Genomic DNA, 25125 nt, shown 5'->3' on the forward strand with positions numbered 1-25125 from the left:
AGCAGTCTCCTCCCCGCAGCCTGACCAAAAGTCCGGTTCCACCACATTCTGCGGTGGATCGACCAGCTTTTCGACTTGAGGCGGCGGGTTCCGGGCGGAGGCCACGTCCCGGAACGCACGACGGCCGCGCACCGGATACCGGTACGCGGCCGTGAGACGTGAGACGTGAGACGTGAAGGGTCAGGCGCCCATCATGTGCACGCCACCGTCGACGTGGATGATCTCGCCCGTGGTCTTCGGGAAGAAGTCCGAGAGCAGCGCGACGACACCGCGGCCGGCCGGCTCCGGGTCGGACATGTCCCACGCCAGCGGGGAGCGGTGGTTCCAGACGTCCGCGAGCTCACCGAAGCCCGGGATGGACTTGGCGGCCATGGAGCCGAGCGGTCCTGCCGAGATCAGGTTGCAGCGCAGGTTGTCCTTGCCCAGGTCACGGGCGAGGTAGCGGGAGGTGGCCTCCAGCGCCGCCTTGGCCGGGCCCATCCAGTCGTACTGCGGCCAGGCGAACTGCGCGTCGAAGGTGAGACCGACGATCGAGCCGCCTTCGCTCATCAGCGGCTTGCAGGCCATGGCCAGCGACTTCAGCGAGAACGCCGAGACGTGCATCGCCGTGGCGACCGACTCGAACGGGGTGTTGAGGAAGTTGCCGCCGAGCGCGTCCTGCGGCGCGAAGCCGATGGAGTGCACGACGCCGTCGAGCGAACCGAGCTCGTCGCGGACCAGGCCGGCGAGGCGGTCCAGGTGCTCCTCGTTGGTCACGTCCAGCTCGATGACCTTCGCCGGCTTGGGCAGCTTCTTGGCGATGCGTTCGGTCAGCGTGGGCCGGGGCCAGGCGGTGAGAATCACCTCGGCGCCCTGCTCCTGGGCCACCTTCGCGGTGTGGAAAGCGATGGACGACTCCATCAGCACACCCGTGATGAGGATGCGCTTGCCGTCGAGAATTCCGCTCATGGTGATCAGTGACCCATGCCCAATCCGCCGTCAACGGGGATGACGGCTCCAGTGATGTACGACGCGTCGTCGGAGGCGAGGAAGCGCACCGCTGCGGCGATCTCCCCGGGCTGCGCGTAGCGGCCGAGCGGCACCTGGGCGACGATGCCCTTGCGCTGCTCCTCGGTGAGCACCTGGGTCATGTCGGTGTCGACAAACCCGGGCGCGACGACGTTGAAAGTGATGTTCCGCGAGCCGAGCTCACGGGCCAGCGACCGGGCGAAGCCGACGAGGCCCGCCTTGGAAGCGGCGTAGTTCGCCTGTCCCGCCGAGCCGAGGAGGCCGACGACGGAGGAGATCAGGACGACGCGGCCCTTCTTGGCGCGCAGCATGCCGCGGTTGGCACGCTTCACGACCCGGAAGGTACCGGTGAGGTTGGTGTCGAGTACGGACGTGAAGTCCTCCTCGGACATCCGCATCAGCAACTGGTCCTTGGTGATACCGGCGTTGGCGACCAGTACCTCGACAGGACCGTGCTTCTCCTCGATCTCCTTGTAGGCCTGCTCCACCTGCTCGGTGTCCGTGATGTCGCAACGGACGGCCAGGCAGCCCGCCTCGGTGAGTTCCTCGGGCGGCTCGCCGGAGCGGTAGGTGATCGCGACCTTGTCGCCGTTGTCGGCGAAAGCGCGGGCGATGGCGAGGCCGATGCCCCGGTTTCCTCCGGTGACGAGAACCGAGCGGCTCAACGGATCACCCTTTCCTTGGCGGTCTGGTACATCGAAAACCTATCGGTACCGTGCCGTCTGCGGGCAATCGCCCTCTGACAGCGCCGCCGGGCGGCCTCTGTGGGGTTCCTACAGAACGGCGCCGTGCACGGAATCCGGACAAGGAAACCGGACAGGGAAAAGCGAAGGCCCCCGGGAGGCCGTACCCCTCATGATTCACTGCGGAGACATTGCAGAGGTGGAGAAGGGGAGGCCCACGTGGCCCACGAGGTAGATCAGTCATTCCTGGCGCTGCCGCTGCGTGCCCTCGCCGACGCGGCGCTCGCACGGGCACGCGCGCTCGGCGCGGTACACGCGGACTTCCGGTTCGAGCGGGTACGGAGCGCGACCCGGCGGCTCCGTGACGCCCGGCCCTCCGGGTCGTCGGACACCACCGACCTCGGATACGCGGTACGGGTCGTGCACGGCGGGGCGTGGGGGTTCGCGTCCGGGGTCGATCTGACGATGGACGCAGCGGCGAAGGTGGCCTCGCAGGCCGTGGCCATGGCAAAGCTGTCGGCGAAGGTGATCGCCTCGGCCGGCTCGGACGAGCGGGTGGAGCTGGCCGACGAGCCCTCGCACGGGGAGCGGACCTGGGTCTCGGCGTACGACGTCGACCCGTTCTCCGTACCGGACGAGGAGAAGGCGGCGCTGCTCGCCGAGTGGAGCAGCCGGCTCCTGGGGGCCGAGGGTGTCGCGCACGTGGACGCCTCGCTGATGACGGTCCACGAGAACAAGTTCTACGCGGACACCGCGGGCACCGTCACCACGCAGCAGCGGGTGCGCGTGCATCCGCAGTTCACGGCGGTCGCCGTGGACGGGACCACCGGCGAGTTCGACTCGATGCGGACCATCGCTCCGCCGGTCGGGCGCGGCTGGGAGTACCTGACGGGCACCGGCTGGGACTGGGACGCCGAGCTGGAGCGGATTCCCGGGCTGCTGGCCGAGAAGATGCGTGCGCCGAGCGTCGAGGCCGGGTCGTACGACCTGGTCGTCGACCCGTCCAATCTCTGGCTCACCATCCACGAGTCGATCGGCCACGCCACCGAGCTCGACCGCGCTCTGGGGTACGAGGCGGCGTACGCGGGAACCTCGTTCGCCACCTTCGACCAGCTGGGCAAGCTGACGTACGGCTCCCCCGTCATGAACGTGACGGGCGACCGGACCGCCGAGCACGGGCTCGCGACCATCGGGTACGACGACGAGGGCGTCGAGGCGCAGTCGTGGGACCTGGTGAAGGACGGCACGCTGGTCGGCTACCAGCTGGACCGCCGGATCGCGAAGCTCACGGGCCTGGGCCGGTCCAACGGGTGCGCGTTCGCGGACTCGCCCGGCCATGTCCCCGTCCAGCGCATGGCGAACGTGTCGCTGGCGCCCGATCCCGGCGGACTGTCCACCGATGATCTGATCGGCGGGGTGGAGCGCGGTATCTACGTGGTCGGCGACCGCTCGTGGTCGATCGACATGCAGCGCTACAACTTCCAGTTCACCGGGCAGCGCTTCTTCCGGATCGAGAACGGCAAGCTGGCCGGTCAGCTCCGCGACGTCGCCTACCAGGCGACGACGACCGACTTCTGGGGCTCGATGGAGAAGGTCGGCGGCCCGCAGACGTACGTCCTGGGCGGCGCCTTCAACTGCGGCAAGGCCCAGCCGGGCCAGGTGGCGGCCGTGTCGCACGGCTGCCCCTCCGCTCTTTTCCGCGGCGTGAACATCCTCAACACCACGCAGGAGGCCGGACGATGAGCCGGGTCAGCAAGCCGTACGAGATCGTCGAGCGGGCCCTCGGGCTGTCCACCGCCGACGGATGCGTCGTCATCGCCGACGAGAACTCCTCCGCCAATCTGCGCTGGGCCGGCAACGCGCTCACCACGAACGGGGTGACCCGGGGGCGGACGCTCACCGTCATCGCCACGGTCGACGGCGCCGAGGGCACGGCGACCGGCGTGGTGTCCCGCTCGGCCGTCACCGCCGACGACCTGGAACCGCTCGTCCGTGCCGCCGAGGCCGCCGCGCGCGGCGCCGGTCCCGCGGAGGACGCCCAGCCGCTGGTCTCCGGGGTACCGGCCTCCCCCGACTTCACGGACGCGCCGGCCGAGACGGGCGCCGACGTGTTCGCCGACTTCGCCCCCTCGCTCGGTGACGCCTTCGCCCGCGCCAGGGCGGGGGGCCGTGAGCTGTACGGCTTCGCCAACCACGAGATGACCTCGACGTACGTCGGTACGTCGACGGGGCTGCGGCTGCGTCACGACCAGCCGAACGGCACGCTGGAACTGAACGCCAAGTCCCCCGACCGCGCGCGGTCGGCCTGGGCGGGCCGCTCCACCCGGGACTTCAAGGATGTCGACCCGGCGGCGCTGGACACCGAGCTCGCGCAGCGGCTCCGCTGGGCGGAGCGCCGTATCGAACTGCCCGCCGGACGGTACGAGACGCTGCTGCCGCCGACCGCCGTCGCGGATCTGCTGATCTACCAGCTGTGGTCCTCGACCGGCCGGGACGCCGCGGAGGGCCGGACGGTCTTCTCCAAGCCGGGCGGAGGCACGCGGCTCGGCGAGACGCTCTCCGGGCTGCCGCTGACGCTGCGCAGCGACCCGCACGCCCCGGGCCTGGAGTCGGCGCCGTTCGTGATCGCCCACACCTCGGGGGACGGCGGTTCCGTCTTCGACAACGGTCTGCCGCTCGCGCCGACGGACTGGGTGAAGGACGGCAGGCTGGAGCGCCTGACCACGACGCGGCACTCGGCGGGCCTGACGGGACTGCCCGTCGCCCCGGCCATCGACAACCTGGTGCTCGACGCCGGTGGTGAGCGGTCGCTGGAGGAGATGGTCGCCGCGACGACCGGCCGCGCCCTGCTGCTGACCTGCATGTGGTACATCCGGGAGGTCGATCCGGCGACGCTGCTGCTGACCGGGCTGACCCGCGACGGGGTGTATCTCGTCGAGGACGGGGAGGTCGTCGGCGAGGTGAACAACTTCCGGTTCAACGAGTCGCCCGTCGATCTGCTGTCGCGGGCCACGGAAGCGGGCCGTACGGAGAAGACGCTGCCGCGGGAGTGGGGCGACTGGTTCACCCGGGCCGCCATGCCGGCGCTGCGGATTCCGGATTTCAACATGAGCTCGGTCAGCCTCGGCGTATGACCGCCATAGACTGACCGGTGCCAATCGACACGAGTAGAGGAGACACGGAACCGTGACGGACATCGTCGACGAGCTCAAGTGGCGCGGGCTGTTCGCCCAGTCCACTGACGAGGACGCCCTGCGCAAGGCTCTCGCGGACGGTCCGGTCACCTTCTATTGCGGCTACGACCCCACGGCGGCCAGCCTCCACGTCGGGCACCTGGTGCAGGTCCTCACCATGCGCAGGCTCCAGCAGGCCGGGCTCCGGCCGCTCGCGCTGGTGGGCGGGGCCACGGGGCAGATCGGTGACCCGCGCCCGACCGCCGAGCGCACGCTGAACGATCCGGAGACGGTCGCCGCCTGGGTGTCGCGGCTGCGGGCCCAGATCGAACCGTTCCTCTCCTTCGAGGGTGAGAACGCGGCGGTCATGGTGAACAACCTGGACTGGACCGCGGGCATGTCCGCGATCGAGTTCCTGCGGGACATCGGGAAGCACTTCCGGGTCAACAAGATGCTGACGAAGGACTCGATCGCCCGGCGGCTGGAGTCCGACGAGGGCATCAGCTACACCGAGTTCAGCTACCAGCTGCTCCAGAGCATGGACTTTCTGGAGCTGTACCGGCGCTACGGCTGCACCCTGCAGCAGGGCGGCAGCGACCAGTGGGGCAACCTCACGGCGGGTCTCGACCTGATCCACCGCCTGGAGCCGGGCGCCGCGGTGCACGCGCTGGCGACGCCGCTGATGGTGAAGGCCGACGGGACGAAGTTCGGCAAGTCCGAGAGCGGGGCCGTCTGGCTCGACGCCGAGATGACGACGCCGTACGCGTTCTACCAGTTCTGGCTGAACGCGGACGACCGGGACATCTCCCGGTACATGCGCATCCTCAGCTTCAAGAGCCGCGAGGAGCTCGAAGAGCTGGAGAAGCTGACCGAGGAGCGTCCCCAGGCCCGTTCGGCACAGCGTGCGCTGGCCGAGGAGCTGACCACGCTGGTGCACGGCGGCAAGCAGTGTGCCGCGGTCATCGCCGCGTCGAAGGCCCTCTTCGGGCAGGGTGACCTGGCCGAGCTGGACGAGGCGACGCTGAGCGCCGCGCTCTCCGAGGTGCCCCACGCACGGGTCACCGAGCTCGGACCGCTGGTGGACCTGCTGGTCGAGGTCGGACTGGCGCCGAGCAAGTCGGGTGCCCGCCGGACGGTGAAGGAGGGCGGCGCCTACGTGAACAACGTGAAGGTCGCGGACGGCGAGAGTGCTCCGGCCCGCGAGGAGCTTCTGCACGGGCGCTGGCTGGTACTGCGCCGGGGCAAGAAGAACCTGGCGGCGATCGAGGTCACGGCCGGCTGACACCGGTAGGGCCGGGTCTCCCGGCACGAACGCGGCACTGCGGCCGGACACGCACTTCGTGTCCGGCCGCAGTGCTCCACGGGAGCAGAGCTCCCGTGGCGGTCCTCAGGTTTTCCGTCTGCCGCGGACGGAGGCCCACAGCATGTCTCCCACACCGACCACCACCACGGCGCCGATCAGCTGCAGCAGGTGACGCGTCCAGTCGATGCCCTTGGTCTCATTGACACCGATCCACGTCGCGACGGCGTTGCCGAGGACGCTGCCGAGGATGCCGAACACGGTCGTCAGCCAGAGGGGGATGTCCTGCTTGCCCGGCAGGATCGCCTTGGCGATCAGGCCGAGCACCAGACCTACGATGATTGCCCACAGCCAGCCCATTTCGCCTCCTGGTGCGGCGCGGTGTGCGCACGTCCGGCCAGTCTCCGGCCGTCGTGGGTACGCCGCATTCCGGAGCGGTCCGTACGTGGGCGGGCCGGAGCCGTTCGCCCGGACGGACCGGCCCCCGCTCTCGAACACGGCGCATCCCCGGCGTACCGTGGAAGGGACCGGGTCCGGGAGTGTCCGGCGCAGTGATCTGGTGGTGGAGCATGACACGGAAGCGGAGCGACGCAGAGGTCTTCCGCATCACGGGCGCGCGACAGGGCCTCGCCGACGACGTACGGGGCAGGCAGCGGCGCTATGTGATCTCGATGTCCGTGCGCACCCTCGCGGTGGTGCTGTCGGCGGTGCTGTGGAACGTCGAGAGGCATGTGGCGGTCGTGGCGCTCGTCCTGGGTGGACTACTGCCCTATGTGGCGGTCGTCATCGCCAACGCGGGCCGGGAGAAAGCGTCTTCACTTCCGTCGACCTTCGTGCCCGCGCCCATGCGGCCGGCCATCGACGCCGCTCCCGTGGTGGACGGACAGGAAGCCGACGAGGAGGCGGAAACGGCCCGGGAGGCCCCGTTTCCGCAGGCGCACGGCTGAGCCGGAGGCGTCCCCGAAGCTCAAGAACAGCTCAGATCAATCATGAGGTTCCGGTGCACCGCACCATGGTCCCCGTGGCATACTTCGTACGCGCTCCGCATCCCCCGTCGGAGCGACGGACCGACGCCGGGCAGCTCCCCCCGTGGCTGCTCGGCGTCGCCTTTTCTCCGGCGGGGACGATGCGTCGGCAGGTGGCCGGAACAGCTCATCTAGGGTTGGGCCCGTGAACCTCTTCGAGACCCACGCCGAGAGCGCCGCCCCTTCGCCGATCTGTTCAGCCAAGGGCTGTCGTGACGCCGCCGTGTGGGTGCTCGCCTGGAACAATCCCAAGCTTCACACTCCCGAGCGCCGCAAGACCTGGCTGGCCTGCGACGACCACCGGGAGCACCTTTCGTCGTTCCTCGACGTGCGCGGCTTCCTGAAGGATGTCGTGACCCTGGCGGAGTGGGAGTCCTCGGCAGCCGACCGCTGAGATCAGCCGCCGATCGCGGACATCGGACGGTCGGGCTGGAGGAACGACGGGTCGTCCAGTCCGGAACCGGCCTTCTTGCCCCACATCGCCAGCTTCCAGATCCTGGCGATCTCCTCGTCGGGAGCCGTCGAGCGCAGCGCGCCGCGCAGGTCCGTCTCCTCGCGGGCGAAGAGGCAGGTGCGGATCTGGCCGTCGGCGGTGAGCCGGGTGCGGTCGCAGGCGCCGCAGAACGGCCGGGTGACGGAGGCGATGACGCCCACGCGGTGCGGTCCGCCGTCCACGGTCCAGCGCTCGGCGGGTGCGGATCCGCGCTCCTCCTCGCCCTCGTCGGTGAGTGTGAAGCGGGTGCGCAGCGAGGCGAGGATGTCGCCCGCCGTGATCATCCCGTCCCGTTTCCAGCCGTGCTGGGCGTCGAGGGGCATCTGCTCGATGAAGCGGAGCTCGTAGTCGTGGGCCACGGCCCAGGCCAGCAGATCCGGTGCCTCGTCGTCGTTGAGTCCGGGCATCAGGACGGTGTTGACCTTGACGGGGGTGAGGCCGGCGTCCCGGGCCGCTGCCAGTCCGTCGAGCACGTCCTGGTGGCGGTCGCGGCGGGTGAGGGTCTTGAAGACGTCCGGGCGCAGGGTGTCCAGGGAGACGTTGACCCGGTCCAGGCCGGCCGCCTTGAGGGCGGCGGCGGTGCGCTTGAGTCCGATGCCGTTCGTCGTGAGCGACATCCTGGGGCGGGGCTCCAGGGCGGCGCACTGTTCGACGATGGAGACGAGGCCGGGGCGCAGCAGCGGCTCGCCGCCGGTGAAGCGGACTTCTGTGATGCCCAGGTCGGTGACGGCGATACGGATGAGCCTGACGATCTCGTCGTCGCTCAGCAGGTCGGTCTTGGAGAGCCACTGCAGGCCCTCTTCGGGCATGCAGTAGGTGCATCGCAGATTGCATTTGTCCGTCAGCGATACACGCAGGTCGGTGGCGACCCGGCCATAGGTGTCGATGAGCACTGTGGGCCCCCTCCCCCGGTGGTGTCCGCGGTTGCGGTCTGACAGCTCCGAGACTACGCGAGACCTGTGACATCGACAGGGGCCCGTTTGCCACGAGGTGCGGCGCGGCCGCGTCGTAGGACTCTACGACGCGGCCGGGCCGACACGGTTGAGCGGGGGTGGAACAGCTCCGTGAACTCTTGCTCTCAGTGCGCTCCGGTGCCGGTGAGGGACTTGACCTCGAGCTCGGCGTACTTGCCCTTGTCCGGCTCCTCCTTCGAGATGAGGGAGCCGGCCCAGCCGAGCAGGAAGCCCAGCGGGATGGAGATCAGGCCCGGGTTCTCCAGCGGGAACCACGCGAAGTCGAGGTCGGGGAACATCGACGACGGCTTGGAGGAGACCACCGGGGAGAACAGCACCAGCAGGACGGACGAGGCGAGACCGCCGTAGATCGACCACAGGGCGCCCTGGGTGGTGAAGCGCTTCCAGAACAGGCTGTAGAGGATCGTCGGCAGGTTGGCCGAGGCGGCGACCGCGAAGGCGAGGGCGACGAGACCCGCGACGTTCATGTCGCGGGCGAGCGCGCCGAGTGCGATGGAGACGACGCCGATGGCGACGGTCGCCCAGCGCGCTGCGCGGACCTCCTCCTTCTCGGTGGCCTTGCCCCTGCGGATGACGTTGGCGTAGATGTCGTGCGCGAAGGACGACGAGGACGCCAGGGTCAGTCCGGCGACGACGGCCAGGATCGTGGCGAAGGCGACCGCGGAGATCACCGCGAGCAGGATGGCTCCGCCGGTCGAGCCGGAGCCGCCGCCGATCTCCAGGGCGGCCAGCGGGGCCGCCGTGTTGCCCGCCTTGTTCGACGCGATGATGTCGTCGGGCTTGAGCAGGGCCGCCGCGCCGAAGCCGAGCACGATCGTCATCAGGTAGAAGGAGCCGATGATGCCGATGGCCCAGTTCACGGACTTACGGGCGGCCTTGGCCGTGGGCACGGTGTAGAAGCGGATCAGGATGTGCGGCAGGCCGGCGGTGCCCAGGACCAGGGCGATGCCGAGCGAGATGAAGTCCAGCTTCGAGGTGCCGGTGGCGCCGTACTTCAGGCCGGGCTCCAGGAAGGCCGAGCCCTGTCCGCTGTTGCTCGCCGCCGTGCCGAGCAGGTCGGAGATGTTGAAGTTGAACTTCAGCAGGATCAGGAAGGTGATGAGCAGGGTGCCCGCGATGAGGAGGACGGCCTTGACCATCTGCACCCAGGTGGTGCCCTTCATGCCGCCGATGGTGACGTACACGATCATGAGCAGCCCGACCAGGGCGACGATCGCGATCTTGCCGCCGTCGCTGGTGATGCCGAGCAGCAGGGAGACCAGGACGCCCGCTCCGGCCATCTGGGCGAGCAGGTAGAAGATCGAGACGACGATCGTCGAGGCGCCCGCGGCGGTCCGGACGGGGCGCTGGCGCATCCGGTAGGCGAGGACGTCGCCCATCGTGTAGCGGCCGGAGTTGCGCAGGGGTTCGGCGACCAGCAGCAGGGCGACGAGCCAGGCGACCAGGAAGCCGATGGAGTAGAGGAAGCCGTCGTACCCGAAGAGGGCGATGGCGCCCGCGATGCCGAGGAACGACGCGGCGGACATGTAGTCGCCGGAGACGGCGAGGCCGTTCTGGAAGGCGGTGAACTGGCGTCCGCCCGCGTAGAAGTCCGAGGCGCTCTTGGTCTGGCGGCCTGCCCAGACGGTGATGAAGAGGGTCGCCACGACGAACGCCCCGAACAGGGCGATGATCAGCGGCCGGTGCTCGCTCGCGCCTTCGGCTGCGAGCTGGACGCTGGGGTGGGCGAGAGCGGCGGCGCTCATGCGTCGGCCTCCATACGGGACTTGATCGCTGCGGCCTTCGGGTCGAGCTGGGTGGAGGCGTGGCGTGAGTAGAGCCAGGCGATGAGGAACGTGGTGACGAACTGGAGGAGCCCGAAGACGAGGGCGACGTTGATGTTGCCCACGACCTTGGTGCCCATGAAGTCGCCGGCGTAGCTGGACATCAGCACGTACAGCAGGTACCAGAGCACGAAGGCGATGGTCAGGGGGAAGGCGAAGGCGCGGTGCGAGCGGCGCAGCTCACCGAACTCCGCGCTCTCCTGCACCTCGATGAAGGCCTCGGTGGTGGGTTGGGCCGGCGCCGTACTGGCCGGGGGCGGGAGTGCATCGGTAGCCACGGAATCTCCTCGCGACGCGGGTGCGGTGGTGGTGGGAAGGGTGTTCTTCATGGGCGTGACCTCTGTGTCGGGAGCGGTGGTACGACTCCCTGACAACGGCACGGAGAGCGTCGCGAAGCGGTTCACCACCGCTCTCGTTGTCTCCGGATCACCTCTTCGGCCGCATGTCCGTCACGACACGCTTCGAACTCACTTGCCCTTAGTCATTGATGCGCCGGGATGATCAGAGATAACTTCACTCGTCATGTACGCGACCGCACACACCCCGTGTCCGGTCGCCTGACACGGATGATGTGGAGAACCCATGGCTCATCTGGCATCCAGACGGACTCGCGCACTCGCGCTGCCCGTCGGACTTGCACTCACCGCTTCGCTGGGCTTCCTCCCGACGGCGGTGGCCTCGGCCGCGCCGACGGACGGATCGTCCACCGCCGCGGTCACGACCGACGGGCCCAAGCTGTCCTACGTCGTGAACACCAAGGCCGGCTACGGCTCGGTGAAGCAGGTCAAGAAGGCCATAGCCGCCGCGGGCGGCACGATCGTCATCTCGTACGACCAGATCGGCGTCATCGTCGTCCACTCGCAGAACCCGGACTTCGCGAAGACGATCCGCCAGGTCAGGGGCGTCTCGTCGGCCGGTGCCACGCGCACCAACCCGATAGTGCCCCAGGCGACGAACGACGTGGGCGCTGCCGCCCAGGCGCTCTCCGCCGACGAGGCGGCCGCCGCGGCGGCCGACGCGACGGCGGATCAGGACCCGCTCGAGCCCCTGCAGTGGGACCTGCCCGCCATCAAGGCGGACAAGGCCCACGCGATCTCGCAGGGCAGCAAGAGGGTCACCGTCGCCGTCATCGACACGGGTGTCGACGACACGCACCCCGACCTCGCGCCGAACTTCGACCGTGCGGGCTCGGCGAACTGTGTGACCGGTGCGCCGGACACCACCGAGGGTTCCTGGCGGCCGATGGCCGGCGAGAGCGACCACGGCACGCACGTCGCCGGAACCATCGCGGCGGCGAAGAACGGCGTCGGTGTGACCGGTGTCGCGCCCGGCGTCAAGGTTTCCGGTATCAAGGTGTCGACCCCGAGCGGCTTCTTCTACAGCGAGGCCGTCGTGTGCGGCTTCATGTGGGCAGCCGAAAAGGGCATCGAGGTGACCAACAACAGTTATTACACCGACCCGTGGCTGTTCAACTGCAAGAACGACCCGGACCAGAGCGCCCTGGTCGAGGCGGTCGGCCGTGCCTCCCGTTACGCGGAGCGCAAGGGCACCGTCAACGTCGCGGCCGCCGGTAACTCGGACCACGACCTGGCCGTCGAGGCGATAGAGGACACGACCAGCCCGAACGACACCACGCCGGTGACCCGCACGATCAACCCGGCGGAGTGCCTCGACATCCCGACGCAGCTGCCGGGCGTCGTGACCGTCGCCGCGACGGGTGCGAAGGGCCTGAAGTCCTCCTACTCGAACTACGGTCTCGGTGTCATCGACGTGGCCGCCCCCGGTGGCGACTCGACCGTGTACCAGCCGCCGGCGGCGCCTGCCGTCAACGGACGCATCCTGTCCACGACGGTGGGCGGTGGCTACAACTACAAGGCCGGTACGTCCATGGCGTCCCCGCACGTCGCGGGTGTCGTGGCCCTGATCAAGTCGTCCCACCCGTACGCCTCGGCGTTCCAGGTGAAGGCGATGCTGACGCACCAGGCCGACGCCACCGCGTGCGGTGCGCCGTACGACATCAACGGTGACGGCACGGTCGACGCGGTCTGCGAAGGCTCCACGAACTACAACGGCTTCTACGGAACCGGTCTCGTGGACGCGCTGGACGCCGTCCGCCGCTGATCCGGCCGGACACCATGAGGAAGGGCCGGGGACGGCGGTCCCCGGCCCTTCCTGCTGCTCTGGGGGCTTCTACGGCTTGATGAGGACCTTCAGGGCCGTGCGCTCGTCCATCGCCTTGTAGCCGCCCGGCACCCCGTCGAGGCCGACCGTCAGGTCGAAGACGGGCGACGGGTCGATCGTGCCGTCCAGTACGTCGGGGAGCAGCTCCGGGATGTACGTGCGCACCGGGGCGACGCCGCCGCGCAGGGTGATGTTCCGGTCGAACATGACGTCGAGGTCGAGTCCGGTGCCGCTGCCGTGCGGGACACCGACGTAACCGATGGCGCCGCCGTCGCGGACGATGCCGGTCGCCGTACGCATCGACTGCTCGGTGCCGACGGCCTCGATCACGCAGTGGGCGCCTTCGCCCCGGGTCAGTTCCCTCACGGCCGCGAGGGCCGCCTCGCCGCGCTCGGCGACGACGTCCGTGGCGCCGAAGGCGCGGGCGATGTCCGTACGGGCGCTGTGGCGGCCCAGCGCGATGATCCGCTCGGCACCGAGACGCTTGGCGGCCATGACGCCGCACAGGCCGACCGCTCCGTCGCCGACGACGGCGACCGTGCTGCCCGGCTTCACGCCCGCGCCGAGGGCGGCGTGGTGGCCGGTGCCCAGCACGTCGGACAGGGCCAGGAGCGAGGTGAGCAGCCGCTCGTCGGCGGCCGCGGCGGCGGGGAGCTTGACGAGGGTTCCGTCGGCGAACGGCACCCTGACCGCCTCGCCCTGGCCGCCGTCGGAGCCCACCGAGCCCCAGAAGCCACCCTGCGGGCAGGAGGTGGTGAGGCCCTCCGCGCAGTACGTGCAGGTGCCGTCGGACCAGACGAACGGCGCGACCACGAGGTCACCCGCCGCGAAGCCGTTGACCTCGTGGCCCGCCTCCTCGACGATGCCGAGGAACTCGTGCCCGATGCGCTGGCCCGGCTGCCGGGCGGACTCTCCCCGGTAGGCCCACAGGTCGCTTCCGCAGATACAGGCCCGCAGGACCCGCAGGACCACGTCGGTGGGCTGCTGGATCGTGGGGTCGGGCACCTCCTGCACGCGGATGTCGTGGGGAGCGTGGATGACGGTGGCGCGCATGGGGCGGTGTCCTCGCTGGTCTCAGATGGTGATACGCCGTTCACGGTACGCCCCGGGGCCGTCCGGCGCCGCATCCGCGCGGTGTGCGAGCACCCCGGTGGTCAGGAGGTACTGGGCCGCGAGATAGGTGAGCATGACCCAGAAGTCGGGGGCGGGCAGCTGGGGCCAGTCCGCGATGCCGGTGGCGATCAGCGCGTCGGAGAGCAGGAAGAGCGCCCCGCCGGCTGCGGCGTACCGCCCGATGACACCCGCACGCCAGGCCATGGCGGTGAGCAGCAGGCTGTAGCCGGTCAGGGGAATCCGCAGGCCGGCGGGGAGGTCCGGCCAGATGAGCACGAGGAAGCCGGTGAGCACGACGGCGTACACGGCGGCGGCGGTCACCGGTCCCCGGGCGCGGCCGAACAGGCGCAGGTAGCAGACGTGACCGAGCGCGAAGGAGCCCATGCCGAGGAGGAAGGCGATGTCGTGGTCGGCCAGCAGCAGGACGTCGCCGCCCCAGCCGAGGAGCAGGGCGGCGACGAGCAGCCCGGGACCGCGGCGGGCCACCGCGTACGCGGCGAGCAGCGGCATCAGCAGGGGCTTGGCGATCAGGTGCACGAGGGACATGCCGGCCAGCACCCCGATGAGGTCGACGGCCGCGGCGACGAGGAACGCGAGGAGCAGGGCGCGGACGAGCCGGTCCCGGCGCTGCACGGGAGCGCTCATCGGGTGCCTTCCTGGACGGCGGCCGTGGTGACGGGGGCGACAGCGGCGGTGGTGGCCGCGGGCTGCCAGCCCGGTCCGCCGAAGACCCGTCCGGCGCGCTCGCGCCAGGTGCGCGCCGCGCGGACGTCGCGGGCGATGGCCGCGTACTCATGGGTGGCCACGCGCAGCGGGTTGTTCGTCGCGATGTTCTTCGTGAGTCCGAACACGGGCCGCTCGGTCTCGGGGGTGAACGACCGGAAGAGCCTGTCCCAGACGATCAGGATGCCGCCGAAGTTGCGGTCCAGGTAGCCGCCCTGGGAGGCGTGGTGCACCCGGTGGTGGGAGGGCGTGTTCAGGACGTACTCGAAGGGCCTGGGCAGCTTGTCGACGCGCTCGGTGTGCACCCAGAACTGGTAGACGAGGTTGACCGCCGAGCAGAAGGCGAGGGCGGCCGGGTGGACCCCGAGGGCGACGAGCGGGACGTAGAACGGCCAGACGGTGAGTGAGGTCCAGGGCTGGCGGAGCGCGGTGGTGAGGTTGAACTTGCGGCTGGAGTGGTGGACCACATGACACGCCCAGAGGATCCGGATGACGTGGTGGCCGCGGTGGGACCAGTAGTAGAAGAAGTCCTGGGCGAGCAGCATCAGCAGGACCGTCCACCAGAGGACGGGGACGCGGAGCGGGGTCAGTTCGTAGACCGCGGTGTAGATCGCGACGATGGGGATCTTCCACAGCAGGTCGAAGACCAGGCTGCCGAGTCCCATGGTGACGCTCGTGGCGGCGTCCTTGGTGTCGTATCCGGCGGCGTCCTCGTCCGGATGGAACCGGTAACTGACCATTTCCACCACGGTGAGCAGGACAAAGGCCGGTATCGACCACAGCACGACATCGGGCAGGTTCGGCTCCATGCGAGCACCGTAGAGGCGCCGGTCGGCTGCCGCTAGACGTTGTTACCCACAAGTATGCGAGACAGGGTGTCAGCAGTCTTCGGTGACTTCCGCCAAGCGCCGCAGCGGTGAGGGGGAGAGTCCCGGCCCATGCGACAGCTCCCGGCGCCCGGCCGCCGGTGCGGCCCCCCTCGGGTCGCGCCGGATCCGGACCCACGCGTACCACGGGCCGCCCGGCCGAACCGGCCCCCGCCTCGCGGGAGTTGCCCGTACGGCGCCGGGGCGGCGCCCGGCGCGCACAGCCGCCGCCCCGGCTTCGACCCGGCGCCCGGCCGTTCACGGAGACGGCCGAATAGGGAACTGTCAGTCGCGGCCCGTATTCTCTGTGACCATGCTCGACGACCGTCAGACCGCAGCGCCGTGGCCGACCGCGTATCCCAAGGGGTACGCGGTCGTCGACGTGGAGACCACCGGACTCGCCCGTGACGACCGGATAGTGTCCGCTGCCGTCTACCGGCTCGACGCCCAGGGCAACGTCGAGGACCACTGGTACACGCTGGTCAATCCCGAGCGGGATCCCGGCCCCGTCTGGATCCATGGCCTGACCAGCGACGTCCTCGCAGGCGCCCCGCTCTTCCCCGAGGTGGCCGCGCAGTTGTCCGAGCGGCTGGCGGACCGGGTGCTCGTCGCGCACAACGCGGCGTTCGACTGGTCGATGATCGCCCGGGAGTACGCACGCGCCTCGGCCGTCGCCCCCGTGGAGCACCGGCTGTGCACCATCGCCCTCTCCAAGGAACTGCGGCTGCCGCTGCCCAACCACAAGCTGCAGTCGCTGGCCGCGCACTTCGGCGTGGTGCAGCAGCGCGCGCACCACGCGCTCGACGACGCCCGGGTGCTGGCCGAGGCGTTCCGGCCGAGTCTGCACGCGGCGGCGCTCGGCGGTGTACGGCTGCCCCTCCTGGAGTGCCGGCCGCTGACCGAGTGGTCCGACTCCCCCGTCACACCCCGGGTCGGCTATCAGGCGTCGCACGGCCAGAACAGCTGGCGGGCCTCACGCAAGCTCCCGGCGTGCCCGTATCCGAATCCGGGACGGTACGAAAGCGACAAGCCGCTCATGCAGGGAATGCGGGTGGCGTTCTCCGGCGACACCTCGATCGACCGCGAGCTGCTGGAGGACCGCGCCGTGGAGGCCGGGCTGCACGTGGCGAGCAGCGTCTCCCGGCTGACCAGCCTGCTCGTCACCAACGATCCGGACGCCACGACGTCGAAGACGGTCAAGGCGAAGTCGTTCGGCACGCCGATCCTGGAGGAGAGCGCCTTCACCCATCTCCTGCGGGATGTGGCGGCGGCACCGTCATCGGAGTGAACCGGGCGCGACTCGCCCGCCACCCGCTCGCCCGCCGACGTCCCGCGTCACACCCTGTGGCGCATGGCACGTTGTGAGGTTTGCGGAAACGACTACGGCATGTCCTTCGAGGTGCACGCGCAGGGCGCGGTGCACGTCTTCGACTGCTTCTCCTGCGCCATTCACCGCATGGCGCCCATCTGTGAGCACTGCCGGGTCCAGGTCATCGGCCAGGGCGTCGAGGTCGAGGGCCACTGGTTCTGCGGCGCCCACTGCGCCCGGGCCGAGGGAAGGGCGGGCATCGTGGACAAAGTGTGACGCGCGGGCCCGACCCCACCCCCTGCGTCCGGCACCCCATGACCCAGTTGTACCGTCATGGGGTGTACCGCTTCCTGTTGACCCGGCAGTGGGTGATCCTCACCCTGCTCGCGCTCGTCCTGATTCCGACGATGGTCGAGCTGGGTTTCTGGCAGCTGCACCGGCATCAGCACCGGGTCGCCCAGAACTCGCTGATCTCCCAGAACCTCAAGGCGAAGCCGGTCCCGGTCTCCGAACTGACCTCCCCGGGGCACATCGTCCCGCGCGCCGACTACTGGCGGGCGGTCACGGCCACGGGCACGTTCGACACCGCGCACGAGGTGGTCGTACGGCGGCGGACCTCCGACGACGACCGGCTCGGGGCGCACGTCCTGACCCCGCTCGACCTCACGGACGGCGGCACCGTCCTCGTCAACCGGGGCTGGGTGCCCACCGACGGCGACCAGCGCGCGTTCCCGAAGGTCCCGGCCCCTCCGCGGGGTGAGGTGACCGTCACCGGACGCCTCAAGGCCGACGAGACCACGGGCACCAGCGGCATCAAGGACCTGTCCGGTCTGCCGGACCGCCAGGTCATGCTGATCAACAGCGACCAGCAGTCCGAGCTGCTGTCCAGGCCCGTGCTCGGCGGCTATCTCGAACAGACCGGCCCCGAGCCCTCCGGCGGCCTCCCCGAACAGATCGCCTCCCCCGACGACAGCTCCATCGGCCCGCACATGGCATACGCCGTGCAGTGGTGGCTGTTCGCCGCCGGTGTGCCCGTCGGCTGGGTGGTCCTCGTACGCCGGGAGAGGCGTGACCTCCAGGATGCCGCGGCACGGGACGGGAGCGCCGGTGAGCCGGGCCGGCCCGAGCCCGCCGCCGCGACCGTCTGACACGTCGGCGCGTTCCTCCGGGAAGCGCGCCCGCCCGTTCCGGTCTGCTTAACAGGGCACTGGTTCGGGAACACGCCAGAGCGTGACCCCACGCATCGAGGACTACGCCCTCATCGGCGATCTCCAGACCGCCGCCCTGGTCGGCAGGAACGGTTCTGTCGACTGGCTCTGCCTGCCCCGCTTCGACTCCGGCGCCTGCTTCGCCGCGCTGCTCGGCGACGAGGACAACGGCCACTGGCGCATCGCCCCCAAGGGCACGGACAGTTCGGACAACTGCACCAGACGCGGCTACGCGGGCGACACGCTCGTCCTGGAGACGTTCTGGGAGACCAGGACAGGCACCGTCAAGGTGACCGACTTCATGCCCCAGCGCGACAAGGCCCCGGATCTCATGCGGATCGTCGAGGGGATCAGCGGCAGCGTGGACATGAGTTCCGTGCTGCGGCTGCGCTTCGACTTCGGCTCCGTCGTGCCCTGGATGCGCAAGTCGCACGGCCACCGGGTGGCGGTCGCCGGACCCGACTCCGTATGGCTGCGCAGCGATCCGCCGGTCAAGACGTGGGGGCAGCAGTTCTCCACCTGCTCCTCGTTCACGGTGGCCGAGGGCGAGCAGGTGGCGTTCGTCCTCACCTGGCACGCCTCGCACGCGCCGCGTCCCAGGCTCGTCGATCCGTACAAGGCCCTCAGGCACGCGCTCTCCGACTGGTCGAAGTGGTCGGCGCTGTGCACCTACGACGGCAAGTACCGCGAGGCGGTCCTGCGCTCCCTCATCACGCTGAAGGCACTCACCTACGCCCCGACGGGCGGCATCGTGGCGGCCCCCACCACCTCGCTGCCGGAGGAGATCGGCGGCGTACGGAACTGGGACTACCGCTACTGCTGGCTGCGGGACTCCACACTGACGCTCAACGCCCTGCTCTCGGCCGGGTATCTGGACGAGGCCGCCGCCTGGCGGGACTGGCTGCTGCGCGCCGTGGCCGGGGACCCGGCGGACCTGCAGATCATGTACGGCCTGGCCGGCGAGCGCAGACTCCCCGAGACGGAGCTGTCGTGGCTGCGCGGATACGAGCACTCCCAGCCGGTCCGCTCGGGCAACGAGGCGGTGAGGCAGCGGCAGCTGGACGTGTACGGAGAGGTCGTGGACTCGCTCAGACTGGCCCACGACGCGGGACTGGAGAACAAGTCGCACGTCTGGAAGCTCCAGCTCAGCCTGCTGGGCTTCCTGGAATCCACCTGGCGCGAACCGGACGAGGGGCTGTGGGAGATCCGCGGGGAGCGCCGCCACTTCGTGCACTCCAAGGTGATGGCGTGGGTCGCGGCCGACCGGACGGTGCGCTCCCTGGAGGAGAACCCGGATCTGCCGGGTGACGCCGACCGGTGGCGGGCGATGCGGGACGCCGTGCACGAGGAGGTCTGCGAGAAGGGCTACGACCCCGTGCGCAACACCTTCACGCAGTCGTACGGATCCAGGGCTCTGGACGCCGCGACGCTGCTCATCGTGCGGACCGGGTTCCTTCCGCCGGACGACCCCCGGGTCGTCGGCACGGTCGACGCGGTACGGGCGGAACTGGGCAGCGACGGTCTCGTACGCCGCTACAGCACCGACGGTGTGTCCCTCGACGGACTGCCGGGCGGCGAGGGCGCGTTCATCGTCTGCTCGTTCTGGCTGGCGGACGCACTGCTGCGGACGGGGCGGCCGGCGGAGGCTGCGGAACTCTTCGAGCGGCTGCTCGCACTGCGCAACGACATGGGCCTGCTCGCCGAGGAGTACGACACGGTGGCCGGACGTCAGCTCGGCAACTACCCGCAGGCGTTCAGCCATATCGGACTGGTGAACACCGCGGTCGCACTCGCCGCACAGGACCCGGCAGGATAGGGCCATGGATCTTGGACTGAAGGACCGTGTGTACATCGTCACCGGCGCGTCCCGTGGGCTGGGCGGCGCCACCGCGCGCGCCCTGGCAGCGGACGGCGCGAAGGTGGTCATCACAGGCCGGGACGAGAAGAGCGTCACCGCGGCGGCCGGCGAACTGGGGCCCGGCGCCGTGGGGCTGGCCGCCGACAACGCCGACCCGGCGGCCGCGCAGCTCCTCGTCGACACCGCGAAGGAACGGTTCGGCCGACTGGACGGCATTCTCATCAGCGTCGGCGGTCCGGCGCCGGGCTTCGTCGCGGACAACAGCGACGAGCAGTGGCGGACCGCCTTCGAATCGGTCTTCCTCGGGGCCGTACGGCTGGCCCGCACGGCGGCGGCCGCGCTCGGCGAGGGCGGGGTCATCGGCTTCGTGCTCTCCGGCTCGGTCCACGAGCCGATCGCCGGTCTGACCATCTCCAACGGGCTGCGCCCCGGTCTCGCCGGCTTCGCCAAGTCGCTGGCCGACGAGCTGGGGCCGCGCGGCATCCGTGTCGTGGGGGTGCTGCCCGCCCGCATCGACACCGACAGGGTGCGGGAGCTCGACGCGCTGTCCGGCGACGCGGAGGCCTCCCGTACGGCCAACGAGGCCCGGATTCCGCTGCGCCGCTACGGCACGCCCGAGGAGTTCGGGAAGACCGCGGCCTTCCTGCTCTCCCCCGCCGCCTCCTATCTGACCGGGATCATGGTCCCCGTCGACGGCGGTTCGCGGCACGGGTTCTGACCGCGCTGCCGGGCCGGATCCGTACTGTCCCGGTGTCAGCTCACGCGCTCCGCACGGTGCTTCACGGCTGCCAGACGGACCTCGGCCGGCAGCTCGTCCAGACCGGCGGAGTCCCTGGCGTGGGCCAGTGCCTCGTCGGCGAGGCCGCGCAGCACCTGGTCAGGAGCGGCGTGCGGCTCCATCACCAGCCGGACCCTGGCCTGCGGTGCCGAGCGCCGGCCCGTCAGCAGGACGTCGGCGCGTGAGACCCCGTCCAGGGAGCCGGCCTCGCTGGAGAGCACGCCCTCCAGGGCCCGGCCCCGCAGGAGGGCCCCCTCGCCGTCCCCGCTGTCGACCAGCACCTCGGCGAGGCGGGCGCGGCGGAGCTGAGCCAGCAGCCACCACAGGGCGAGGACGACCACGACCGCGAGGACCGCGATCACCGTGGGCCACCACCAGCCGCTGTCCCGCCAGCGGTCCCGGTCGGCCTCGCTGAGAAGCACGTCGTCCGTGCCGTCCCACGGCCACCAGGAGGGCAGGTTCGCGCCGAGCCCGGCGGCGAGTACGGCCCCGCCGGTGACCGTCAGCAAAAGCCCTGCCAGGCCGAGCAGTACCCGGTTGACGGTCCTGCGCACGCCGCTCACCCCTTCTTCGCCGGCCGGCGGACATGCACGGAGAGGCCCGGCGGCTTGGCCAGGCCCAGCTCCTTGATGCCCGTTCCCAGTACGGAGTCCAGGTCGGCCCGTACGTCATCGAGTTCACGGAAGTGCGACACGGCCCGCACCGCGACCTTGCTCCGCCCCATCCGCACCCGCACGGACTGCACACCGGCCACCTCCACGGCCCGGTCGCGCAGCACCATGGCGGCGGCGGTGCGGTCCAGCCCCGCCCTGACGTCGGCGTGTGCACGGCGCATCGGGAGCAGTTCCCGCAGCCCGGGAGTGAGCGCGAGGAAGATCAGCCACAGGCCGAGCGCCGCCGCGACGGCGGCGCCTGTCAGTACCCATACGTCGTCCAGGGGCCGCTGGGCCAGCTCGTCCGCGAGCGAGCGCCGCCAGCTCATCGCCGGATGGTCGGCGCGTACCGCGGCGACGTCGTACAGCAGGATCCCCGCGCCGCCGATGACCACCAGGGCGAGGAGTGCCGCGGGGATACGGCGTGCCGACCAGAACCGGCCCGCCTTGCCGCCGTGTTCCAGCGTGGGGACGGGCTCGTGTTCGGCGGCCGAACTCGACTGGTCCAGTTCCTTGACGTCACCCTTGGCCAGGGGGTCGGCGGTGGGCAGCCGCTGGGTACCGCTCTCGGTGCTGCCCGTTCTTTCGGTGCCTTCGCCGTGGGGCTCGCTCATCGGATCCTCCCCTGCGCCGCGGCGCCCGGTCCTGTGGCGTGGAGCCGCTCGACCTGCACGGCCACCTCGGGCACCTCCATTCCCGCCAGCGTTCCTACCCGCTCGACGACCTGACGACGCACGGCCCCGCACTGGCGGCCGATGTCGGACGGGTAGCCGAGCTCCAGGCTGACCCGCACGCGGGCCATGTCACGGTGCACCGTCACCGTGGCGCGCGGGGCAACGCCCTCCTTGGGCAGCTCGCTGATCGCCTCCCTGGCCGCCTGTGCGGCGATCTTGGCGACGACCCGGTCGGCGATCCGGGTCTCCCCGCGCTCGGCGGCGGCGACCCGGTCACTCACCGCCGTCACCGTCGCCGGTCGCCGCGCTCGCGACCCCGGAAGGAATCGCCGCGCTCGCGGCTCCGGAAGAAGTCGCCGGGTTCCAGGTCACCGTCCACGAAACGGCCGGCGATGAAGCCGACCGCGCCCAGGGCGGCCACCAGCAGAAAGGCTCCGAATCCACCGAAGTATCCGGCGAATCCCAGCGCCATGCCGGCCAACAGGCCGACCACAGCCATGCTCATCGTGCGCTCCTCAACTGCCTTTCGGCGCAGGGCTACTGCAGACGTGGCTCGGGCTCGGACTCCTCGTCCTCCTCATCGGGCAGCTTGACGTCGCTGACCGCGATGTTGACCTCGACGACTTCGAGACCCGTCATGCGCTCGACGGCCGCGATCACGTTCTCGCGTACGTCGCCGGCGACATCGGCGATCGACACGCCGTAGTCGACGACGATCTCCAGATCGAGTGCGGTCTGCGACTCGCCGACTTCGGCCTTGACGCCACGGGTGACGGACTTGCCGCCGCCGGGGACGCGGTCGCGAACGGCGCCGAAGGTCCGGGAGAGGCCGCTGCCCATGGCATGGACTCCGACCACATCACGTGCGGCCATACCGGCGATCTTCTCTACGACACCGTCGGCGATCGTGGTGCGGCCCCGTGTCGCGGGGGGTCCCCCGCCGCGCCGGGTCAGCGTCCTGCCGTCGCCACCGGTTACCTTCTCAGGGGTGCGCTGCTGTTCGGTCATCGCCGCTCTTCCCTTCGGGACGGATTTGGACTTCGCTGCCCACATTAAGTGTGCTTGCCCCATTCCGCGCCGTGGATGCGGCAGGCTGGGTTCATGACGACGGCGGACAGCCCCCAGCGGGCCGATGGATGGACGGCCGCGGTACGGCAGCGACTCGGCCTCGGCCGGTTGCTCCCTCTGGGCGGGCCCGGGGACGGAACCTGGATCGCGGAGAGGGCCGCGGCCGCGGTGCTGCGGGACGCCGCCACCGGATCGGGCGCGGTGCTCGGGAAGCTCCGGATCGGGCCGGTGGACCCCGACACGGCGCCGGCACCCGCGACGGACGGCCCCACGGTGGTGCCCGCTCCCCCCAGCGCCTATCCGGCCGGACAGCTGCGGATCGAGGCGGAGTTCTCGGCCATGACGGACCAGCCGCTGCCCGCCGCCGCGGAGGACCTGCGCGCGGTGCTGCTGGACACGGCTCGGGAGCGGCTCGGGATGGTGGTCACCGAGGTCGATCTCCGCGTGACGGAGCTGCTGGACACCGCGCCCGAGCCGGCCGCGGCCGCGACCCCCTCCGAGGTGCGTGCGGCGAGGACGGACGGAGTGGCGGCGACAGCCGCTGCCGCGGTGCCCGGCGTCGTGGCGCTCACCGGGGTCCTGGGCAGTCCTGTCCACACCGGCGAGGACCACGTCCGGGTCGAGGTGGCGACGGCCGGGAACCACCGGGCGCTCGATGTGGCCCTGGCGGTGCGCACGGCGGTGACGGCGGCGGTGGAGGGCCACCCGCCGGTCGGTGTGCTCATCACCGCCGTGGTCGCTCCGGTCTGACGGGGCGCCGGTCAGTCGGTGACGCCCGCCAGGTCACGCAGCCTGCGGGCCTGGGCCGCTCGCTCGGCGGTGCGCTGCTCCTCGTACGAACGGGAGCCGGCGCCGCTCAGCAGGGCCTTGGTCTCGACCACGGCGTCACGAGGGGCCGCCAGAAGCGCCGCGGCCAGGTCGTGGGCGGCTGCTTCGAGCTGGTCGGCGGAGACGACGAGGTTGGCGAGGCCGGTGCGCTCGGCCTCCTCCGCGTGAACGAATCGGCCGGTGGCACAGATCTCGAGCGCGCGGGCGTACCCCACGAGGCTCACCAGGGGATGGGTGCCCGTCAGGTCGGGGACGAGACCGAGGCTGGTCTCACGCATGGCGAACTGCACGTCGTCGGCGACGATGCGGAGATCGCAGGCGAGGGCGAGCTGGAAGCCGGCACCGATCGCGTGACCCTGGACGGCCGCGATCGACACGATGTCGTTGCGGCGCCACCAGGTGAACGCCTCCTGATATTCGGCGATGGTCGCGTCGAGCTCGGTCTCCGAGCCGCGCGCCATGTCGAGGAAGGACGGCTCACCGTCGAACCCTTCCGGGGTGAACGCCTGCCGGTCGAGTCCCGCGGAGAAGGATTTCCCCTCGCCACGGAGCACGACGACCCGCACACTGCCGGGCAATGCCCGTCCGGCCTCCGTCAACGCCCGCCACAGAGCGGGAGACTGAGCGTTGCGCTTGGCCGGATTGGTGAGAGTCACTGTGGCAACCGCGTCATCGACGGTGAGCCGTACGCCGTCCTTGTCGAGCACAGAGTCGAGCGAGGTCATGGGACGCCTCCGGATCGGGTGCTGTCAGCACTTCACTGGTAAGTGACTGAACAGTAACCACCCGGACGACCTTGCGGCCGGTCGGGTGGCCACCACGATGTCCGGTGAACCCCGAGGCCGGTCCGTGGACCGCCCCGACCGTCGTCGGCGGTCAGGCCGCAGGGGCCTTCTTGCCGCGTGTCGCTCCGCCGCGTCCCCGCAGCGTCACTCCGGACTCACTGAGCATCCGGTGAACGAATCCGTAGGAGCGGCCGGTGTCCTCGGCCAACGCCCGGATGCTCGCACCGGAGTCGTACTTCTTCTTCAGGTCTGCCGCGAGCTTGTCACGCGCGGCGCCGGTAACCCGGCTGCCCTTCTTCAGAGTCTCGGCCACCCGTGCCTCCTCATAGGAAGTGCGCTCTGGACTCTCATGATCACCCCTCCCGCGCTTCCTGGCCACCCATTCGGCAAGGTCTGTGCGAGCGGTTTCGCGGTCCGGGCGCACGACGACACGAACGGAATCTTGGATTCCGCAGCTCAGGGCGGGCGGTGCGGAAGAGCGGCCGGAAGAACCGCCAGGTCAGGGCTGTGGGGGCTCAGCGGCCATAAACGGGTGCGCCCGGCAGGTATCTGCCGGGCGCCACACCGAGGTACGAGAGCCGCTCACTCAGATGATGGATCAC

General features: G+C 70.4%; 28 protein-coding genes. 12 read left to right on the forward strand and 16 right to left on the reverse strand.

Annotation, left to right across the window (positions count from 1 at the left end; translation table 11 throughout):
* Positions 1–180: 180 nt before the first annotated feature.
* Positions 181–948 (reverse strand): enoyl-ACP reductase FabI, encoded by a 768-nt coding sequence (gene fabI, locus AB0C82_RS17285; protein ID WP_362842173.1) that lies wholly within the window; start codon positions 946–948, stop codon positions 181–183.
* 5 nt (positions 949–953) lie between these two features.
* A complete protein-coding gene (gene fabG, locus AB0C82_RS17290) occupies positions 954–1673 on the reverse strand; it encodes a 3-oxoacyl-[acyl-carrier-protein] reductase (protein ID WP_362842176.1) in 720 nt (239 codons plus the stop codon).
* A gap of 237 nt (positions 1674–1910) precedes the next feature.
* Between fabG and AB0C82_RS17295 the strand changes: the two genes are divergently transcribed.
* The 3 genes from AB0C82_RS17295 to tyrS are packed head-to-tail and all read left to right on the forward strand — an operon-like array spanning position 1911 to position 6146.
* On the forward strand, positions 1911–3434 hold the full coding sequence (locus AB0C82_RS17295; protein WP_362842179.1) for a TldD/PmbA family protein: 1524 nt from the start codon (positions 1911–1913) through the stop codon (positions 3432–3434).
* Positions 3431–4825: a metallopeptidase TldD-related protein gene (locus AB0C82_RS17300; RefSeq protein ID WP_362842182.1), complete on the forward strand. Its 1395-nt coding sequence runs from the start codon at positions 3431–3433 to the stop codon at positions 4823–4825. The genes AB0C82_RS17295 and AB0C82_RS17300 overlap by 4 nt, the downstream gene beginning before the upstream one ends.
* 52 nt (positions 4826–4877) lie before the next feature.
* Positions 4878–6146 carry a tyrosine--tRNA ligase gene (gene tyrS, locus AB0C82_RS17305; RefSeq protein WP_362842185.1) on the forward strand — a complete coding sequence of 423 codons (1269 nt, stop codon included), beginning with the start codon at positions 4878–4880 and terminating at the stop codon, positions 6144–6146.
* 105 nt (positions 6147–6251) lie between these two features.
* Here tyrS and AB0C82_RS17310 read toward each other — a convergent pair whose 3' ends face one another.
* The gene (locus AB0C82_RS17310; protein WP_362842188.1) at positions 6252–6524 is read right to left on the reverse strand and encodes a GlsB/YeaQ/YmgE family stress response membrane protein; all 273 of its coding nucleotides are present in this window, start codon (positions 6522–6524) and stop codon (positions 6252–6254) included.
* Between the two features lie 209 nt (positions 6525–6733).
* Here AB0C82_RS17310 and AB0C82_RS17315 point away from each other — a divergent pair, with 209 nt between their 5' ends.
* Both AB0C82_RS17315 and AB0C82_RS17320 read left to right on the forward strand, forming a co-directional pair.
* Positions 6734–7111 carry a DUF3099 domain-containing protein gene (locus AB0C82_RS17315; RefSeq protein ID WP_362842191.1) on the forward strand — a complete coding sequence of 126 codons (378 nt, stop codon included), beginning with the start codon at positions 6734–6736 and terminating at the stop codon, positions 7109–7111.
* A gap of 223 nt (positions 7112–7334) precedes the next feature.
* Positions 7335–7583 (forward strand): hypothetical protein, encoded by a 249-nt coding sequence (locus AB0C82_RS17320; protein ID WP_362842193.1) that lies wholly within the window; start codon positions 7335–7337, stop codon positions 7581–7583.
* Positions 7584–7585: 2 nt separating this feature from the next.
* Here the strand turns inward: AB0C82_RS17320 and moaA are convergent, their stop codons facing one another.
* The 3 genes from moaA to AB0C82_RS17335 all read right to left on the reverse strand — a co-directional run bounded on the left by moaA (position 7586) and on the right by AB0C82_RS17335 (position 10757).
* Positions 7586–8575: a GTP 3',8-cyclase MoaA gene (gene moaA, locus AB0C82_RS17325; protein WP_362842195.1), complete on the reverse strand. Its 990-nt coding sequence runs from the start codon at positions 8573–8575 to the stop codon at positions 7586–7588.
* Positions 8576–8760: 185 nt separating this feature from the next.
* Positions 8761–10401 (reverse strand): cation acetate symporter, encoded by a 1641-nt coding sequence (locus AB0C82_RS17330; RefSeq protein ID WP_362842198.1) that lies wholly within the window; start codon positions 10399–10401, stop codon positions 8761–8763.
* Positions 10398–10757: a DUF485 domain-containing protein gene (locus tag AB0C82_RS17335; protein ID WP_362842200.1), complete on the reverse strand. Its 360-nt coding sequence runs from the start codon at positions 10755–10757 to the stop codon at positions 10398–10400. The genes AB0C82_RS17330 and AB0C82_RS17335 overlap by 4 nt, the downstream gene beginning before the upstream one ends.
* A 304-nt stretch (positions 10758–11061) precedes the next feature.
* Between AB0C82_RS17335 and AB0C82_RS17340 the strand changes: the two genes are divergently transcribed.
* Entirely contained in the window at positions 11062–12600 is a 1539-nt protein-coding gene (locus AB0C82_RS17340) for a S8 family serine peptidase (RefSeq protein WP_362842203.1), read from the forward strand.
* A 69-nt stretch (positions 12601–12669) separates the two neighbouring features.
* Here AB0C82_RS17340 and AB0C82_RS17345 read toward each other — a convergent pair whose 3' ends face one another.
* The 3 genes from AB0C82_RS17345 to AB0C82_RS17355 are packed head-to-tail and all read right to left on the reverse strand — an operon-like array spanning position 12670 to position 15305.
* Positions 12670–13713: a zinc-dependent alcohol dehydrogenase family protein gene (locus AB0C82_RS17345; RefSeq protein WP_362842206.1), complete on the reverse strand. Its 1044-nt coding sequence runs from the start codon at positions 13711–13713 to the stop codon at positions 12670–12672.
* Between the two features lie 21 nt (positions 13714–13734).
* Positions 13735–14418: a lysoplasmalogenase gene (locus tag AB0C82_RS17350; RefSeq protein WP_362842209.1), complete on the reverse strand. Its 684-nt coding sequence runs from the start codon at positions 14416–14418 to the stop codon at positions 13735–13737.
* Complete coding sequence (locus AB0C82_RS17355) at positions 14415–15305, reverse strand: sterol desaturase family protein (RefSeq protein ID WP_362842211.1); 891 nt, start codon at positions 15303–15305, stop codon at positions 14415–14417. The genes AB0C82_RS17350 and AB0C82_RS17355 overlap by 4 nt, the downstream gene beginning before the upstream one ends.
* 364 nt (positions 15306–15669) lie before the next feature.
* On the opposite strand from AB0C82_RS17355, the gene AB0C82_RS17360 reads away from it, so the two are divergent.
* The 5 genes from AB0C82_RS17360 (at position 15670) to AB0C82_RS17380 (ending at position 20455) form a co-directional block, all read left to right on the forward strand.
* Entirely contained in the window at positions 15670–16650 is a 981-nt protein-coding gene (locus tag AB0C82_RS17360; RefSeq protein ID WP_362842214.1) for a DEDDh family exonuclease, read from the forward strand.
* A gap of 63 nt (positions 16651–16713) precedes the next feature.
* Positions 16714–16947 (forward strand): hypothetical protein, encoded by a 234-nt coding sequence (locus AB0C82_RS17365; protein ID WP_362842216.1) that lies wholly within the window; start codon positions 16714–16716, stop codon positions 16945–16947.
* Between the two features lie 62 nt (positions 16948–17009).
* Positions 17010–17819 carry an SURF1 family protein gene (locus AB0C82_RS17370; RefSeq protein WP_362842218.1) on the forward strand — a complete coding sequence of 270 codons (810 nt, stop codon included), beginning with the start codon at positions 17010–17012 and terminating at the stop codon, positions 17817–17819.
* An 82-nt stretch (positions 17820–17901) separates the two neighbouring features.
* The gene (locus AB0C82_RS17375; RefSeq protein WP_362842221.1) at positions 17902–19695 is read left to right on the forward strand and encodes a glycoside hydrolase family 15 protein; all 1794 of its coding nucleotides are present in this window, start codon (positions 17902–17904) and stop codon (positions 19693–19695) included.
* Positions 19696–19699: 4 nt separating this feature from the next.
* Positions 19700–20455 carry an SDR family oxidoreductase gene (locus tag AB0C82_RS17380; RefSeq protein WP_362842223.1) on the forward strand — a complete coding sequence of 252 codons (756 nt, stop codon included), beginning with the start codon at positions 19700–19702 and terminating at the stop codon, positions 20453–20455.
* Between the two features lie 35 nt (positions 20456–20490).
* Here AB0C82_RS17380 and amaP read toward each other — a convergent pair whose 3' ends face one another.
* The 5 genes from amaP to AB0C82_RS17405 are packed head-to-tail and all read right to left on the reverse strand — an operon-like array spanning position 20491 to position 22850.
* On the reverse strand, positions 20491–21078 hold the full coding sequence (gene amaP, locus AB0C82_RS17385; RefSeq protein ID WP_362842226.1) for an alkaline shock response membrane anchor protein AmaP: 588 nt from the start codon (positions 21076–21078) through the stop codon (positions 20491–20493).
* On the reverse strand, positions 21075–21782 hold the full coding sequence (locus tag AB0C82_RS17390) for a DUF6286 domain-containing protein (protein WP_362842229.1): 708 nt from the start codon (positions 21780–21782) through the stop codon (positions 21075–21077). The genes amaP and AB0C82_RS17390 overlap by 4 nt, the downstream gene beginning before the upstream one ends.
* Positions 21779–22132: a hypothetical protein gene (locus tag AB0C82_RS17395; protein ID WP_362842231.1), complete on the reverse strand. Its 354-nt coding sequence runs from the start codon at positions 22130–22132 to the stop codon at positions 21779–21781. Before AB0C82_RS17395 ends, AB0C82_RS17390 begins: the two co-directional genes overlap by 4 nt.
* Positions 22129–22347, reverse strand: coding sequence for a hypothetical protein (locus AB0C82_RS17400; protein ID WP_362842234.1), 219 nt, complete (start codon positions 22345–22347; stop codon positions 22129–22131). Before AB0C82_RS17400 ends, AB0C82_RS17395 begins: the two co-directional genes overlap by 4 nt.
* 32 nt (positions 22348–22379) lie before the next feature.
* Positions 22380–22850 (reverse strand): Asp23/Gls24 family envelope stress response protein, encoded by a 471-nt coding sequence (locus tag AB0C82_RS17405; protein WP_362842237.1) that lies wholly within the window; start codon positions 22848–22850, stop codon positions 22380–22382.
* A gap of 93 nt (positions 22851–22943) precedes the next feature.
* Here AB0C82_RS17405 and AB0C82_RS17410 point away from each other — a divergent pair, with 93 nt between their 5' ends.
* Positions 22944–23660: a hypothetical protein gene (locus AB0C82_RS17410; protein WP_362842239.1), complete on the forward strand. Its 717-nt coding sequence runs from the start codon at positions 22944–22946 to the stop codon at positions 23658–23660.
* An 11-nt stretch (positions 23661–23671) separates the two neighbouring features.
* Here AB0C82_RS17410 and AB0C82_RS17415 read toward each other — a convergent pair whose 3' ends face one another.
* Together AB0C82_RS17415 and AB0C82_RS17420 are read right to left on the reverse strand one after the other, a co-directional pair.
* Positions 23672–24463, reverse strand: a complete 792-nt coding sequence (locus AB0C82_RS17415; RefSeq protein WP_362842242.1) for an enoyl-CoA hydratase/isomerase family protein — start codon at positions 24461–24463, stop codon at positions 23672–23674.
* A gap of 151 nt (positions 24464–24614) precedes the next feature.
* The gene (locus AB0C82_RS17420; protein WP_185301582.1) at positions 24615–24836 is read right to left on the reverse strand and encodes a helix-turn-helix domain-containing protein; all 222 of its coding nucleotides are present in this window, start codon (positions 24834–24836) and stop codon (positions 24615–24617) included.
* Positions 24837–25125 lie beyond the last annotated feature (289 nt).

It is taken from the genome of Streptomyces sp. NPDC048560, assembly GCF_040650955.1.
In the GTDB taxonomy this organism is placed as follows: domain Bacteria; phylum Actinomycetota; class Actinomycetes; order Streptomycetales; family Streptomycetaceae; genus Streptomyces.

Coding starts and splice junctions, on each gene's coding strand:
- AB0C82_RS17330 (WP_362842198.1), bottom strand. CDS start 10,401: ATGAGCGCCGCCGCTCTCGCCCACCCCAGCGTCCAGCTCGCAGCCGAA.
- AB0C82_RS17350 (WP_362842209.1), bottom strand. CDS start 14,418: ATGAGCGCTCCCGTGCAGCGCCGGGACCGGCTCGTCCGCGCCCTGCTC.
- AB0C82_RS17400 (WP_362842234.1), bottom strand. CDS start 22,347: ATGAGCATGGCTGTGGTCGGCCTGTTGGCCGGCATGGCGCTGGGATTC.
- fabI (WP_362842173.1), bottom strand. CDS start 948: ATGAGCGGAATTCTCGACGGCAAGCGCATCCTCATCACGGGTGTGCTG.
- AB0C82_RS17345 (WP_362842206.1), bottom strand. CDS start 13,713: ATGCGCGCCACCGTCATCCACGCTCCCCACGACATCCGCGTGCAGGAG.
- AB0C82_RS17300 (WP_362842182.1), top strand. CDS start 3,431: ATGAGCCGGGTCAGCAAGCCGTACGAGATCGTCGAGCGGGCCCTCGGG.
- AB0C82_RS17340 (WP_362842203.1), top strand. CDS start 11,062: ATGGCTCATCTGGCATCCAGACGGACTCGCGCACTCGCGCTGCCCGTC.
- AB0C82_RS17380 (WP_362842223.1), top strand. CDS start 19,700: ATGGATCTTGGACTGAAGGACCGTGTGTACATCGTCACCGGCGCGTCC.
- AB0C82_RS17365 (WP_362842216.1), top strand. CDS start 16,714: ATGGCACGTTGTGAGGTTTGCGGAAACGACTACGGCATGTCCTTCGAG.
- AB0C82_RS17390 (WP_362842229.1), bottom strand. CDS start 21,782: ATGAGCGAGCCCCACGGCGAAGGCACCGAAAGAACGGGCAGCACCGAG.
- AB0C82_RS17310 (WP_362842188.1), bottom strand. CDS start 6,524: ATGGGCTGGCTGTGGGCAATCATCGTAGGTCTGGTGCTCGGCCTGATC.
- AB0C82_RS17405 (WP_362842237.1), bottom strand. CDS start 22,850: ATGACCGAACAGCAGCGCACCCCTGAGAAGGTAACCGGTGGCGACGGC.
- AB0C82_RS17315 (WP_362842191.1), top strand. CDS start 6,734: ATGACACGGAAGCGGAGCGACGCAGAGGTCTTCCGCATCACGGGCGCG.
- AB0C82_RS17410 (WP_362842239.1), top strand. CDS start 22,944: ATGACGACGGCGGACAGCCCCCAGCGGGCCGATGGATGGACGGCCGCG.
- AB0C82_RS17415 (WP_362842242.1), bottom strand. CDS start 24,463: ATGACCTCGCTCGACTCTGTGCTCGACAAGGACGGCGTACGGCTCACC.
- AB0C82_RS17355 (WP_362842211.1), bottom strand. CDS start 15,305: ATGGAGCCGAACCTGCCCGATGTCGTGCTGTGGTCGATACCGGCCTTT.